Source organism: Cytobacillus sp. QJM3NY_8, assembly GCF_056173585.1.
In genome coordinates this window covers 4,026,004-4,039,815 of record NZ_CM149681.1, presented here as the reverse complement: position 1 = coordinate 4,039,815, position 13,812 = coordinate 4,026,004, and the positions used below count along the sequence as shown (strand labels likewise).

At 40.8% G+C, this 13,812-nt stretch carries 14 protein-coding genes and 1 pseudogene; 13 read left to right on the top strand and 2 right to left on the bottom strand.

Going from position 1 to position 13,812, the window contains the following annotated elements; translation table 11 throughout:
* The first annotated feature begins 114 nt into the window (after nt 1-114).
* The 6 genes from AC0VZ9_RS20830 (at nt 115) to phoU (ending at nt 7,050) form a co-directional block, all read left to right on the top strand.
* A complete protein-coding gene (locus tag AC0VZ9_RS20830) occupies nt 115-2,295 on the top strand; it encodes a peptidoglycan D,D-transpeptidase FtsI family protein (RefSeq protein WP_019380399.1) in 2,181 nt (726 codons plus the stop codon).
* A gap of 238 nt (nt 2,296-2,533) precedes the next feature.
* Nucleotides 2,534-3,502, top strand: a complete 969-nt coding sequence (locus AC0VZ9_RS20825; protein ID WP_475396686.1) for a PstS family phosphate ABC transporter substrate-binding protein — start codon at nt 2,534-2,536, stop codon at nt 3,500-3,502.
* A gap of 133 nt (nt 3,503-3,635) precedes the next feature.
* Entirely contained in the window at nt 3,636-4,592 is a 957-nt protein-coding gene (gene pstC / locus AC0VZ9_RS20820) for a phosphate ABC transporter permease subunit PstC (protein ID WP_009332963.1), read from the top strand.
* A gap of 1 nt (nt 4,593) precedes the next feature.
* Nucleotides 4,594-5,478, top strand: a complete 885-nt coding sequence (gene pstA / locus AC0VZ9_RS20815) for a phosphate ABC transporter permease PstA (RefSeq protein ID WP_009332962.1) — start codon at nt 4,594-4,596, stop codon at nt 5,476-5,478.
* Nucleotides 5,479-5,496: 18 nt separating this feature from the next.
* Nucleotides 5,497-6,324 carry a phosphate ABC transporter ATP-binding protein PstB gene (gene pstB, locus AC0VZ9_RS20810; RefSeq protein ID WP_475396685.1) on the top strand — a complete coding sequence of 276 codons (828 nt, stop codon included), beginning with the start codon at nt 5,497-5,499 and terminating at the stop codon, nt 6,322-6,324.
* A gap of 66 nt (nt 6,325-6,390) precedes the next feature.
* Nucleotides 6,391-7,050, top strand: coding sequence for a phosphate signaling complex protein PhoU (gene phoU / locus AC0VZ9_RS20805; protein WP_026041601.1), 660 nt, complete (start codon nt 6,391-6,393; stop codon nt 7,048-7,050).
* A 69-nt stretch (nt 7,051-7,119) separates the two neighbouring features.
* On the opposite strand, the gene AC0VZ9_RS20800 is transcribed toward phoU, so the two are convergent.
* Together AC0VZ9_RS20800 and AC0VZ9_RS20795 are read right to left on the bottom strand one after the other, a co-directional pair.
* Nucleotides 7,120-7,605 carry a hypothetical protein gene (locus AC0VZ9_RS20800; RefSeq protein ID WP_475396684.1) on the bottom strand — a complete coding sequence of 162 codons (486 nt, stop codon included), beginning with the start codon at nt 7,603-7,605 and terminating at the stop codon, nt 7,120-7,122.
* On the bottom strand, nt 7,598-7,990 hold the full coding sequence (locus AC0VZ9_RS20795) for a hypothetical protein (protein ID WP_226280633.1): 393 nt from the start codon (nt 7,988-7,990) through the stop codon (nt 7,598-7,600). The genes AC0VZ9_RS20800 and AC0VZ9_RS20795 overlap by 8 nt, the downstream gene beginning before the upstream one ends.
* Nucleotides 7,991-8,314: 324 nt before the next feature.
* On the opposite strand from AC0VZ9_RS20795, the gene AC0VZ9_RS20790 reads away from it, so the two are divergent.
* The 7 genes and pseudogenes from AC0VZ9_RS20790 (at nt 8,315) to AC0VZ9_RS20760 (ending at nt 13,761) form a co-directional block, all read left to right on the top strand.
* Nucleotides 8,315-8,974: a DUF4912 domain-containing protein gene (locus tag AC0VZ9_RS20790; protein ID WP_034296567.1), complete on the top strand. Its 660-nt coding sequence runs from the start codon at nt 8,315-8,317 to the stop codon at nt 8,972-8,974.
* Nucleotides 8,952-10,187 (top strand): glycosyltransferase family 4 protein, encoded by a 1,236-nt coding sequence (locus AC0VZ9_RS20785; protein WP_034296564.1) that lies wholly within the window; start codon nt 8,952-8,954, stop codon nt 10,185-10,187. The genes AC0VZ9_RS20790 and AC0VZ9_RS20785 overlap by 23 nt, the downstream gene beginning before the upstream one ends.
* A gap of 230 nt (nt 10,188-10,417) precedes the next feature.
* The gene (locus tag AC0VZ9_RS20780; RefSeq protein ID WP_475396683.1) at nt 10,418-11,059 is read left to right on the top strand and encodes a hypothetical protein; all 642 of its coding nucleotides are present in this window, start codon (nt 10,418-10,420) and stop codon (nt 11,057-11,059) included.
* Nucleotides 11,060-11,136: 77 nt separating this feature from the next.
* Entirely contained in the window at nt 11,137-11,286 is a 150-nt protein-coding gene (gene rpmG / locus AC0VZ9_RS20775) for a 50S ribosomal protein L33 (RefSeq protein ID WP_009332954.1), read from the top strand.
* A gap of 118 nt (nt 11,287-11,404) precedes the next feature.
* Nucleotides 11,405-11,980 carry a 5-formyltetrahydrofolate cyclo-ligase gene (locus AC0VZ9_RS20770; protein ID WP_019380406.1) on the top strand — a complete coding sequence of 192 codons (576 nt, stop codon included), beginning with the start codon at nt 11,405-11,407 and terminating at the stop codon, nt 11,978-11,980.
* Nucleotides 11,973-12,761, top strand: a complete 789-nt coding sequence (locus AC0VZ9_RS20765) for a DUF92 domain-containing protein (RefSeq protein ID WP_475396682.1) — start codon at nt 11,973-11,975, stop codon at nt 12,759-12,761. The genes AC0VZ9_RS20770 and AC0VZ9_RS20765 overlap by 8 nt, the downstream gene beginning before the upstream one ends.
* Before the next feature lie 50 nt (nt 12,762-12,811).
* Nucleotides 12,812-13,761 (top strand): annotated as a pseudogene (locus AC0VZ9_RS20760) (L-lactate dehydrogenase).
* Nucleotides 13,762-13,812 lie beyond the last annotated feature (51 nt).

Here is a 13,812-nt window from a genome sequence, read left to right as displayed (position 1 = left end):
TCTTTTTTTTACCAGTAAAAATATCTCTGTCGAAAAAGGGTTCTTTATAGTATTTATTGTTATTTTCTTTTAGAATGGGGTTATGAGAATTTTTTAAAGGAAGTGTGCGTAATTTTGAATAGGAAGAAAAAGAAGAAGACCCATGTTCCTTTCCGTCTGAATATGCTCTTCTTTGCTGTGTTCTTATTGTTTTCCATGCTGATCCTCAGGCTTGGAATGGTTCAGATAGTTTATGGTGATGATTATAAGCGGGAGATTGAAAGAACGGAAGATGTTACAGTCAACAGCCCGGTGCCGAGAGGAAAGATGTTTGACAGAAATGGCCAGGTGATTGTTGATAATACGCCGCAAAATGCCATCACATTTACTAATAATGGATACAAGCAGGACGAAATGCTTGAGGTGGCAGAAAGGCTGGCCAAGCTAATACACAAAGATACTGAAAAAGTTCAGGAACGAGATAAGAAGGATTACTGGATTATGAAAAATCCTGAAGAGGCTGAAAAAAAGATCTCTAAAAAAGACAAAGAGAAGCTTGAAAAAAAGTATGAAGGCGACCAGAAAGAATTGGACAAAGCCATCTATCAGCTCACATTGGATCGAATTACAGAAGATGAATTAAGCGAATTGACAAAAGATGACCTTGAAGTACTTGCCATCTACAGAGAGTTTACAAGCGGATATGCATTAACACCGCAAATTGTCAAAAATAAAGAAGTCACTCCTGAGGAATTCGCGGTTGTCAGCGAAAATCTTCAAATACTTCAGGGAGTTGATACAACAACCGACTGGGAAAGGTATTATGCCTTCGGAGATACATTAAAATCAGTGCTGGGTAATGTGACAAGCTCTGATGAAGGGCTGCCGGCTGAACAGCTTGAATACTATATGGCCCGTGATTACAGCCGTAACGACCGTGTAGGAAAGAGTTATATTGAGATGCAATACGAAGAAGTGCTTCACGGCCAAAAGGCAAAAGTGAAAAATGTTACAGATAAAGCCGGCAATGTCCTTGAAACGGTACCCATCACTGATGGACAAAGAGGAAAGGACCTTGTGCTTAGCATTGATATGGATCTTCAGAAGGAAGTAGAGAAAATCATTGAAGAGGAACTGCGTGAAGCTAAGGCATCAGCAGGGACAGGATTATTGGACAGAGCATACGTTGTGCTGATGGATCCTCATACCGGAGAGGTTCTTTCAATGGCCGGCAAAAAGATTGTGAAGGATAAAGAGACAGGAAAATCTGTCATGCAGGACGATGCATTGGGCAACATCACTACTACTTATAATGTAGGTTCTGCTGTGAAGGGTGCTACAATTCTTACCGGATATAAGACGGGCGCCATTAACCCCGGAACCGTTTTTTACGACCGGCCTTTAAAAATTAAAGGAACACCTGTAAAAAAATCCTGGAGAAATTTTGGTGCTTTGAATGATATTAATGCGCTGAAATTTTCTTCCAACGTTTATATGTTTGAAACTGTCATCAATATAGGCGGCGGGAAATATGAGTATGAGCAGCCATTGCGGATAAATGAAAAAGCTTTTAGCACTGTAAGGGATTCCTTCGCTCAATTCGGACTTGGGGTCCGGACAGGAATTGATCTGCCGAATGAGCAAACAGGCTTTAAAGGGATGAGTACATTGCCTGGTTTCATGCTTGACCTTTCGATTGGCCAGTATGATACTTATTCCAATATGCAGCTTGCCCAATATGTTTCGGTCATTGCCAATGGCGGAAATAGGATGGAGCCTCATATAGTAAAGGAAATCCGCGAGCCATTGATGGAAAATAATGAACTTGGACCTATTGTCCAGGAAATGGAGCCGAAAGTCCTTAATCGGGTAGAGCTTGAAGCTGGCTGGATGGACCGTGTCCAGGAAGGCTTCCGCAGAGTCATGCAGGAAAAAGGCGGAACAGCTTACGGTTTGTTTGGCAGTAAGGACTATAAGCCGGCCGGAAAAACCGGAACTGCCGAGGCATTTTATGATGGACCGGAACGCAGCAAGTTTGGCAAAGAGCCGCCTGAAGTCATGAACCTAAGTCTTGTAAGCTATGCTCCGTCTGAAAATCCTGAGGTAGCTATGGCGGTATTAGTTCCATGGGCTTATCAGGGAAGCGTGGATCACGGAGCCAATAAAGAAATTGGAGAGCGTGTCCTTGATGCTTATTTTGATCTTAAAAAGGAACGGCATAAAAAGGGCGATGATAGTGAAGAATCTGTTCAAAAAGTGGAAAATATAGATGAAGTACTTGAAGGGCAGGAAGATGCCCGCAAAGAAGATGAATGAGTTTTGATAAACTGTCTCCTTATAAAAAGGGAGGCAGTTTTTCTTTTTCCTGAATATGAATTGCAAGCAGGCAATGATGGAAAGATAAATTAATGTTATACCTCTTATTCGACATATTTACACAAGAATCGTCCACATTTACAAAAGCTTTACAATCAGTTAAAACCGCGTTAACAGTAAACCCTTATTCTAATACTCGTAGGACAAAACAACCAATTTTCTTAGGGGGAATTCAGGAATGAAACGTCTTAAAAAAATGAGCCTGTTTTTAATGTTGGCAGCTGTAATGGCATTCACTGCAGCTTGCGGAGGCGGAGATACAAATGAAGGTGCAAGCGGAAATGGCGAAAAAAGTGAAGAGCTGGAAGGCAGTGTAGTAATAGATGGTTCTGGGACTGTTTATCCATTTATGGCACGCATGGCTGAAAACTATATGGGAGAACAGGAAAATGTCTCTGTAGAAGTTAGTCGCTCCGGAACTTCAGCTGGCTTCAAGAAATTCCTTGCAGAAGACGGAACAGATTTTAACGATGCTTCCCGCCAAATTAAAGATGAAGAGAAAGCTTCTGCTGAAGATCTTGGCATTGATGTACAGGAAATGAAGGTTGCTTTGGATGGCATCACGATTGTCATCAATAAGGAAAATGACTGGGCTACAGAACTTACACAGCAAGAAGTTGTTGATATCTTCCTTGCAAGTGCAGGAAAGAAAAAATGGTCAGATGTTCGCCCTGAATTCCCGGATGAAGAAATTCAGACATATGGCCCAAATGAAAACCACGGCACTTACGAATTTATGTTTGAGAATATTCTCGAAGAACAGGATCTTCCTGAAAATATCAACTTACAGCAGGACTACTCAACTTTAGTGGATCTTGTCTCTAAAGATAAAAATGCCATCGGATTCTTTGGCTATGGTTACTATGACAGCAACAAAGATAAATTGACTGCAGTAAAAGTAGACTTTGGAAGCGGACCTGTTGAACCATCATTAGATACAATCAAAGAAGACGGAGATTATGCTCCATTTACACGCCCGGTATTCACATACTTGAATACAAATATGGCTAAAGAAAAACCGCAAGTGCTTGATTATGCTATCTATACAATGGAAAATGCACAGGATGTTGCAGCAGAAACTGGATTTGCTCCATTATCAGATGAAGATATCCAGGCTTCTCTAGATGCTTTGAACGGATTGAAGTAAGTGATTGAAAGTATTGTCATGGGAAGATGAGAAGTTTGCCTTCTCATCTTCTTGTGATGTTACTAGTTTTTTCCTTTGTAGTATGAGCTAAAGAGTACTTCTTTGGATGAGAAGGCTGAAAGGGGTTTTACACTTGGCAAAAAGTGCTGTTCAACACGATAACAAAAAGCTGAATGTACGTGAAATCATTCAGCAAAAGAAAAAATCACGAAGTGTTAATAATTACACTGAAAAATTAATACCAAAGATCTTATTTGGCATAGCCGCAATCTCGGTTTTTACGACTATTGGAATTGTACTTACCTTAATTACGGAAACAATCGCCTTTTTTAAAGACGTTCCTTTTATAGATTTCTTTACAGGCACTGAATTAAAGCCTTTAGGAGAAAATGCTGTCTTTGGTGTTCTTCCCTTACTAACGGGAACAATCATTTCCACACTAATCGCCATGCTTGTTGCGATTCCTGTGGGACTGATGACAGCGATATTTTTAAGTGAATACGCATCTGAAAAAACAAGAAAGGCATTAAAGCCTCTTCTTGAAATCCTGGCAGGTATCCCTACTATTGTCTATGGATTTTTTGCTTTTACATTTGTAACACCTTTACTGAGATCCTTTATTCCAGGACTTGAACCTACGAATATTTTGAGTCCAGGGATTGTAATGGGAATTATGATTATTCCGATGGTAGCATCACTTTCAGAAGATGCGATGAGTTCTGTGCCAAATGCAATGAGGGAAGGTGCCCTTGCATTAGGTGCTACTAAGCTTGAAGTAACCTGGAAAGTAGTTGTTCCGGCAGCTATTTCAGGTATCATTGCTTCTTTTGTGCTCGGTATATCAAGAGCAATCGGGGAAACGATGATCGTAACGATTGCAAGCGGAAGTTCAAAGAACTTTACATTTGACGTAACACAGTCCATGCAGACCATGACTGCTTATATCGTGGAAGTTACAGGAGGGGAAGCGGCAGCTGGAACAACATTATATTATAGTCTTTATGCTGTTGCTATGACATTGTTTGTGTTTACGCTGATTATGAACCTGCTCGCTCAGTATATCTCTCGCAAGTTCAGGGAGGAATATTAATATGAAATATGTGGATTCAGAACAAGTGCATAAAAAGATGGGCAGCCGCCTGCTAGCCAATAACCTTGCTAAAACACTCTTCTTTATGGCCACTTTATTTGGCCTTGTCGTATTAATTGTTTTGATCTATCGGGTTCTTGCTGATGGTTTAGGCTGGATCAACATGGATTTTCTGATGAATCGTTTATCGACGGATCCTGAAAGAGCCGGTATCTGGGGAGCAATAACAGGAACACTATGGCTGATGCTTGTTGTTGCACCTGTCACGATGATTTTAGGAGTAGGCACAGCAATTTATCTTGAAGAATATGCAGCCAAGGGACGCATTTCTTCATTTATTAAAACGAATATCTCCAACCTGGCGGGCGTTCCGTCAGTTGTTTTTGGAATCCTTGGTTTAACTGTTTTTGCAAGAGCATTGGATTTAGGTTCTGTAGTTCTCGCAGGAGGTCTTACGATGGCACTGCTGGTTCTTCCTGTTGTAGTAGTTGCCAGCCAGGAAGCTATTCGTGCAGTTCCTCAATTCTTAAGAGAAGCCTCTTATGGTATGGGAGCGACAAAGTGGCAGACTATTAAAAATGTGGTCCTTCCCGCAGCTCTGCCGGGAATTCTTACGGGTGTCATTCTTGCACTGTCCCGGGCAATCGGGGAAACTGCGCCATTGGTTGTTATCGGTATTCCGGCATTGTTAATTCCCGTTCCTGATGGAATTTTTGATAAATTTACGATTTTGCCGGTTCAGATTTACTATTGGACAATTGACTCTGCCCTTGTAGCGGAATATGCCAACCTGGCAGCTGCAACTATCGTTATATTATTGATTGTATTGTTTGCGATGAATTCAATCGCTATTTTGATCCGCAATAAATTCCAAAAAAGATTTTAGTCCGGGAGGTTTAATAAAATGCCTGTAGTTACAGAAAAAGCCAATCTGAATACTAAAACAGCTAATCTAAGCCAAAAAGCAAAAGAGAATAAAAAAGTTGTTTATCATACAAAAGATCTTAACCTTTGGTACGGGGAAGGCCATGCGTTAAAAAATATAAATCTGGCCATTAATGAAAATGAAGTAACGGCCATTATCGGTCCATCCGGATGTGGAAAGTCCACATATATCAAAACCCTGAACCGCATGGTCGAGCTTGTTCCTTCTGTGAAGATTTCCGGTGAAATTTTATACCGCGAGCGCAATATTCTTGATAAATCATTTAAAGTGGAGGATTTAAGAACAAGTGTAGGAATGGTTTTCCAAAAGCCTAATCCATTTCCAAAGTCCATTTATGATAATGTGGCATATGGACCGAAAATACACGGAATCCGTGATAAAAAAATCCTGGATGAAATTGTTGAAAAAAGCTTAAGGGGAGCGGCAATCTGGGATGAAGTAAAAGATCGCCTGAACCAGAATGCGTACGGCTTATCAGGCGGGCAGCAGCAGCGTCTTTGCATTGCACGCTGTCTTGCAATTGAACCGGATGTCATTTTAATGGATGAGCCTACTTCTGCACTTGACCCCATTTCCACTTTAAAGGTAGAGGAGCTAGTGCAGGAGCTTAAGGAAGAATTCAGCATCATTATTGTTACGCATAATATGCAGCAGGCAGCCCGTATTTCTGATAAAACAGCCTTCTTTTTAAATGGTGAAGTAATCGAGTTTGCCGAAACTGATAAGATTTTCTCCACTCCTTCAGATAAGCGGACTGAAGATTATATCACAGGAAGATTCGGCTAATTATTGTGTGCAGGTTTAATGAAAGAATATAATCCATACTTGAATGGATGAAGGGGGATTACCATGATGGCAGTACGTGAAAGGTTTGAATATGATCTGCAGGAGCTTCAAAAGAAACTGATTGAAATTGGCAATTTTGCAGTAGAGGCCCTGCATAGATCGGTTGAAGCGCTTGAAACACAAAATATAGAATTGGCTCTTGAAATCATTGATGACGATAATCAGGCTGATATTTTATATGAGGAAATAAATGATTTAGCCATTCTGCTAATTGCCAAACAGCAGCCTGTGGCCATTGACCTTCGCCGCATCATTGTCGCTATAAAAATCGCAACAGACATTGAACGGATTGCTGACTTTGGAGTGAATATAGCGAAGTCTACCATACGCATTGGGTCAGAACCTCTTATTAAGCCGATTGAACATATAAAAGAAATGTACGAAATCTCTACAGAAATGCTGCGTCTATCCCTGGAGGCTTTCACTGAAGAAGATATTGCAAAGGCAAAAAAAGTTGCCGATATGGATGATCAGGTAGATGACCTATATGGTGAAACAATTAAAGAGCTGCTGCAGATCAACCTGCAGAAACCGGAATATCTCCCTCAGATCACTCAGCTGTCTTTTGTTTGCCGATATTTAGAAAGAGCAGCTGATCATGTAACCAATATCTCAGAACATATTTTTTACCTGGTTAAAGGACGTCAATATGATTTGAATAATTAAATTAGGAAAGCTTAAGCGCCTTGCACGCTAATGCTGGACAGTAAAAAAGCTAAAAGGATTCAGCTCCTTTTAGCTTTTTGTTATGATTTTTGCGATTTCTTTATAGCTCATATCAGCGGTCAGTTTAAATGTGCCCAGCTGTATTTTTTTGCTGAACCCGTATTCTTCAAGGTAAATGCCGAAATTTGCTGCCTGATCGATTACATTCGCCTCTTCAAGCTGTGCTGCGATTTCCCCAGGCGTCATGCCGCTCTCAATTGTAAGCTGATAGACTTCCTGTGAACCTTCTTCCGGCTCGGTATCTTTCTCAGCAGGTTCTTCTTTTTCTTCCGTATTCTTATTTGCTGGATCCTCGGATTTAGTCTGCTGCAATAGAGTATATTCTTCCTCTGTTAAAACAGTATAGCCGTTTGCCTGAAGAAATTCTTTCGCACTGCTTACATCAATTTTTCTATTTTCAGACTGATTCGGCTTTATGAAAAAATAGGGTGTACTGAAGGCTATGACAGCTGTAAGGATGCCAAATGCAAATGCCCGGGTATTTCTTTTATTCATAGCCATGACCTCTAAATTTCATTTCTGTTTGAATGGTTCTTACTTCATCAGGAGAGAGTGATGATTGTCTGGCAATTTGCTCTACTGACAATCCTTGCCTGGTAAGCAGCATCACCTGATTTTTTATAATTTCATGAACTTCCCTTTTCACTAAGGAATGAGCAGAAGACTCTGCAGGGACTTGCTGAATAAATGGTTCTTCACCCACCAGCAGTTCTTCTTCCAATACTTTTAATTTCTTTTTAATCTGATACATTTCCTGAATCTGCTGCATGGACATTTGGTCCATTTCTTCGCGCAGCTCTTTATAAGGATCTTTCAAGAACACTGAAAGAATAAATAGCCCTATAGACAAGATCAATAATGCCAGCATGATTGATTCCAAAAAAAGTCACCTCATATTCATTGAACAGAAATATTTTACCATCAAAAATGACAAATTTCGATATGCAATCCATAAACAGGTGAAAATTAAAGATTTTTGTCGCTGGAACTCTGTCGAAATAGCTTCCCGGCATACTTTAAAAATTTTTTTCTTATTCATTTTCAAGCAGGCATGTGCATTCGCAGGAAGCGACAATTTCCGTTCATTGTAGGCTATCCATATCAGTGATAACATTGGGTTATATAAATAGTCATAAAATTTTGCCTTTCGTCATATATATTCCTTTTTTATTTGCTTATGAAAAAAATCCAAGAGGTGCCGGGTATGATCGATGAAATTATTAAGCTTCGCCGCAGAGGGCTTTCATTTCGCAAAATTGCCAGTGAGCTTGATACAACTGTAGGAAAAGTGCAATATCAGTGGACCAAACTTATCCAAAATAAAGCAAAACGCGACAGCGAGGAATCTGCCGTGAATAATATGACAGCTGAAGAAAATGACGTTCCTAAACAAACGAAAGATCAATTGATATTAACACGCTTAACATTTGATAAGGTAAAAGTATTATGGAAATTATCTAATCATAAAGAGAAAATGGCTTCACTTTACTTGGAAGAGCCTGTCTCTTCCAGGAGAAAATCTTTAAGAATATATGATGTTACCGGGATTTATTTTGATGGGGCCAATGCGGTCGCTGATCATGAAGTAATCCTGTCCCATCAATCAGAGTGGATCTTCAAAGGGCTCAAACCTGGCAAGGTGTATTGTGTAGAGCTGGGCATAAAATTGACGGAAACTCATTTTTTCCCATTGCTTCGCTCAGAAGCAATTCATACTTCTGAGGAAATGCCTTATCAAACATCGGGAATAGGCGAAGCTGAGAGGCAGCCTGCTGAATGGACTGTGAATGTGAGTACATACACTTATTATGAATCAATGAGTGAAGGGGAGAAGGTAAAGAATGATGGAAACGGTAACTGCTGAGCGAAATAAAAATACCTGCCATAAAGGTTTGCCTAAGATCCTTCTTCTTACGTGGGAATATCCTCCACATGTTGTAGGCGGCTTATCAAGACATGTGCATGGACTTGCAGGAGGCTTGAAACAGGATTATGAGGTCCATGTTCTGACAGCTAATCCGGGCGATCTTTCCAGCTATGAACTTAAAGATGGTATCTATATACACCGAGTCAAACCCCTTAATGAAAAAGATCCTAACTTTTTGCATTGGATATTAGGATTGAATTTGGCGATGGAGCAAAAAGCCATTGAACTGACATCTTTCCACCACTTCGAGCTCATCCACGCACATGACTGGCTTGTAGGTGCATGCGGCCTGTCACTAAAGGAGAGTTTACAGTGTCCTTTAATCACGACCATACATGCAACCGAATATGGAAGGAATAATGGGATTTACACAGAATTACAGAAGTTTATCCATAGAAAAGAAGAGCAGCTGATACTAGGGTCAGATCAGGTTATTGTCTGCAGTGAATATATGAAGGAAGAAGTACTTCAGCAATTTGCTGTCGAAAGCGAGAAAATGTCTGTTATCGCAAATGGAATCAGCAAGGAACCCCAGCTTGATGACCCTGACTCTTTATTGGAGGGGCTGCAGGTAAAAAAAGGAGGCAGGCTGATATTTTCCATTGGGAGGATGGTCAGGGAAAAAGGGTTTGATACCTTGATCGAGGCAGCGCCTATTATTAAAGAAAAGTACCCGGATACTTATATGATTATAGCCGGCAAAGGTCCTATGCTTGAAGCCCACAGAAAAAAAGCGAAAGAACTGAATGTTGACGATATAATTCGTTTTCCGGGATTTATTAATGATATGCAAAGAGTAGCCCTCTTTCTAAAGTGCGAGTTCGCTGTTTTTCCAAGTCATTATGAGCCATTTGGCATTGTTGCCCTTGAAGCAATGATTGCAGGAAAACCGGCGATAGTATCTAATACTGGCGGGCTAAAGGGAATAGTAAAACATGGATTTTCCGGCTTGTTTATGACCCCTGGAGATCCTGGCAGTTTCGCAGAGCAGGCGTCCGCTCTCCTTGAAGATCCAAAAGCAGCCCTTACAATTGGCAGACAAGGTCAAAAGGTCGCAGAAAGCCTATTCAGCTGGGGACGCATTTCGGAGGAAACAAAAAGAGTATTCCAAGAAACCCTAATCAGCCAGAAGCTTGAAGACCTTGTTTAAAGCTTTTGCAGTATTAGCAGGCTGAAAATTGTTAAGCACTGAGTTTATTGTAGCGGAGGGCACTTGACTCCTGCTTAGAGGAGAGGGAGCGGGAGACCCCGCAGGCGAAGCCGAGCAGGCTCTCGTTCCTCCCCGCGGAAAGCATGTGACTGTAGCGGAAATCAACGGGTAAAATATGACAAACCTTTTATTAAAATTCTTAAAAAATATAAAGAAAAAGGTGCATGAAGATGAATACATTAAATTGGATTCAATCTGATGTTTATGAAGAAATGGAGAAAGCGCCGATCGGGAAATTGAAAATGATTCCGGGTTTATGGATAGACGGGAAAACTTACTGGATGGAGAATGGCAGTAATGAGATATTTCCTGATGAAAATATTTCTGTTCAAATTAAGACAGAAAAAATACATTCTAAAATTTCATATTTTAAAAGCTATATCACTAACCATGTGGACGAGCCCAGAAAGATTAAGCTTTTATTGCAGCACAGACATGAGTATTCTTCCCGTGAACATCTCTCCTTCATTTCTCCCGCAGAAAATGTCATCTTTCATTTGGCTGATTCCAAGCTGTTTTTGGTTAATGGCCAGCTAAACGGCAGAAAAATGAAAGAGTGTACGATTCAGCCTTACTGGAACGTATACAGTGACCAAATTTGGAACTGCAGAAAGAAAGGGACTTTAAAGTATCATCCTATGGTCCAGGGAAATGCAATAAGCGTCTTCTCGCTTAATGCAGTATTCAATGGCAGAGGGACAATAGAAGGGGGATCATGGATTATTAACGGGGAAAGCAAATCAGAAATCCTTCGGTATAACAACCTGCTGATAGGCAGGGTTAAAGAGGGCACTTTTAAAAAAACGTACTAGCATTTCGAATTAAAAAGTGATATTATAGAAAAGTCGTATGAACGAACTAGTTTGAACATAGTTTGGAGGGAAATTACATGCGTGTAAACATTACGTTAGCTTGCACAGAATGTGGAGATCGTAACTATATTTCTAAAAAAAATAAACGAAATAATCCAGATCGTCTTGAGCTTAAAAAATATTGCCCAAGAGATAAGCGTTCGACTACACATCGTGAAACAAAATAAGCGGTAGGATCATTCCTACTGCTTTTTTTGTTGACTTTTTTTATGGGTATACTTCCCTTTTCTGGATAAATTATTGAGGGGATTTGCAGATGTCATCTTCTGTTGGAGGGGGTTTGGTATGGAAATGGATAAAAAAGCGCTTAGAAAGCAAATGCTGGATAGAATGAAGGAATTGAGTAAGCCTGAGTATGAACAGCTATCATATGAAATTGCCCGCAGCCTTTACAGCAGTCCTTTATGGCTTCAGGCTAAAACGATAGGTATAACGGTTTCAAAGCCGCCTGAGGCGGATACGTGGCAGATTATCAGAAAAGCATGGGAAGATGGAAAAAGGGTTGCTGTCCCGAAGTGCATTCCCCAAGCAAAGCAAATGGTGTTTCGTGAACTGAAAAGCTTCATGGAATTGGAGTCTGTGTACTATGGATTATGGGAGCCAAGTCCAGAAAAGACAGAAGAAGTTCTCAGTGAGGAAATCGAAACTTTAATCGTACCCGGGCTGGCATACATGAAAAACGGCTTCCGCCTGGGGTTTGGGGGAGGCTATTATGATCGTTTTCTCGAGCAATATAAAGGAAGAACCGTTTCACTGGCTTTTGAACTGCAGGTCATAAACGGTTTTCCAGTGGAAAACCATGACAAGCCGGTGGAAATGATTATTACCGATCAGCGGGTCTGGGCATCCGGAAATGCTTGAATCTATTGTTATTTTTATTTTTATATTAATCACGGCGCTTGCTGGATATTTTTTTCGATTACTGACCCTTTCAGGCAGTACAGCCGCATTCATTGTAGGTGCGGCAACAGGATGGGGATTTGGCTTTTACGGTCTCCTTGTGCTGGGGTTCTTTTTTGCGAGTTCCAGCTTTTGGTCAAAATTTAAAAGCCATAGAAAAGAGACATTCGAAAATAAGCATGCAAAAGGGTCAAGAAGGGATTGGCAGCAGGTGGCAGCAAATGGAGGAATTGCAGCTATTGCCAGCATAATCCATCTCCTGATACCATCACCGGTTTGGCTGATAGCATTTCTAATTGGCCTGGCCGCAGCGAACTCGGACACCTGGGCATCAGAAATTGGCTCATTAAGTCAAAAACCTCCCATTTCGTTGAGGACCTGGAAGCCAGCAGAGACGGGAACTTCAGGTGCTGTCAGCATTCTGGGCACAATTGCAGCTTTGTCAGGTTCTTTTACAATAGCACTTCTTTCATTCATGCTGTTCAGCGTTTCACTTTATGAGGTTATGCTGATTGGGATCTTTGGATTTGCGGGAAATCTGATTGATTCCATATTGGGGGCCTTTTTTCAGGCTGAATACAAGTGCCTGGTGTGCAATGAAAGTGTTGAAAAAACCGAACATTGCGGGCAGCCGGCCTCATTGGTAAAAGGCAGGCGTTTTGCAGATAATGACTTTGTTAATTTTTGTTCAGGTTTAGCTTCTGCCTCGGTGGGAATTCTTCTATATATTCTATTGACATAGAGGGACTGAGATGCTGCTGTTCCTTACCTTAAGTGAAAAGGGGAGTTGTTATGAAAAATCGGGTGAACAGAGTCGTGCTGATTGGAACTGGCTTTGTAGGCTCAAGCTATGCCTTTCCACTATTAAATCAAGGTGTTACAGAGGAATTGGTTCTGATTGATTTAAATAAGGATAAATCTGAAGGAGATGCGATGGACTTGAATCATGGCATGCCATTTGCTCCTTCCCCAACATCGATCTGGTTTGGAGATTATTCAGATTGCAAAGAGGCTGATTTGGTTGTCATAACTGCTGGAGCAAATCAAAAGCCTGGAGAGACACGTCTGGATCTAGTGGAAAAAATGCAAAAATCTTTAAAGGCATTGTGAATCATGTTATGGATAGCGGTTTTGATGGCATTTTCCTGGTTGCGACAAATCCAGTAGATATTCTGACCTATGCAGTCTGGAAATTCTCCGGACTGCCAAAGGAAAGAGTAATCGGATCCGGAACGATATTGGATACAGCCAGATTCAGGTTTCTGTTGGGGGAGTATTTCAAAGTCGATACGCGCAATGTTCATGCATATATTATAGGTGAACACGGGGATACTGAATTGCCTGTATGGAGCCATGCTGATATTGCAGGGAAAAACATTGATGACTGGATAGGGAAAGAAGAGAATTTTAGAAAGGAAGATCTTAATTCGATATTCCTTAATGTCAGAGATGCAGCTTATCAGATTATTGAGCGAAAAGGGGCGACTTATTATGGAATAGCCATGGGCCTGGTCAGACTGACGAAAGCCATCCTTCAGAACGAGAATTCGGTCCTTACGGTGTCAGCTTACTTAGATGGAAAGTATGGTCATGATGATGTTTACATTGGGGTACCTGCTATAGTCAATAGAAACGGCATTCGTGACATTGTTGAACTTGACTTAAACAGCGAAGAGATTGATCAGTTTACCCAATCAGTAAATGTTCTCAAGAAAACGCTGGAACCAATAAGGAAGGATTAGCCAGCTTGCATTGGGCGGCGGATTTTATTTTGTTCTGAAGCATGGATAAAA

Coding starts and splice junctions, on each gene's coding strand:
- AC0VZ9_RS20825 (WP_475396686.1), top strand. CDS start 2,534: ATGAAACGTCTTAAAAAAATGAGCCTGTTTTTAATGTTGGCAGCTGTA.
- pstA (WP_009332962.1), top strand. CDS start 4,594: ATGAAATATGTGGATTCAGAACAAGTGCATAAAAAGATGGGCAGCCGC.
- pstB (WP_475396685.1), top strand. CDS start 5,497: ATGCCTGTAGTTACAGAAAAAGCCAATCTGAATACTAAAACAGCTAAT.
- phoU (WP_026041601.1), top strand. CDS start 6,391: ATGGCAGTACGTGAAAGGTTTGAATATGATCTGCAGGAGCTTCAAAAG.
- AC0VZ9_RS20800 (WP_475396684.1), bottom strand. CDS start 7,605: ATGAATAAAAGAAATACCCGGGCATTTGCATTTGGCATCCTTACAGCT.
- AC0VZ9_RS20790 (WP_034296567.1), top strand. CDS start 8,315: ATGATCGATGAAATTATTAAGCTTCGCCGCAGAGGGCTTTCATTTCGC.
- AC0VZ9_RS20785 (WP_034296564.1), top strand. CDS start 8,952: ATGATGGAAACGGTAACTGCTGAGCGAAATAAAAATACCTGCCATAAA.
- AC0VZ9_RS20780 (WP_475396683.1), top strand. CDS start 10,418: ATGAATACATTAAATTGGATTCAATCTGATGTTTATGAAGAAATGGAG.
- rpmG (WP_009332954.1), top strand. CDS start 11,137: ATGCGTGTAAACATTACGTTAGCTTGCACAGAATGTGGAGATCGTAAC.
- AC0VZ9_RS20770 (WP_019380406.1), top strand. CDS start 11,405: ATGGAAATGGATAAAAAAGCGCTTAGAAAGCAAATGCTGGATAGAATG.
- AC0VZ9_RS20765 (WP_475396682.1), top strand. CDS start 11,973: ATGCTTGAATCTATTGTTATTTTTATTTTTATATTAATCACGGCGCTT.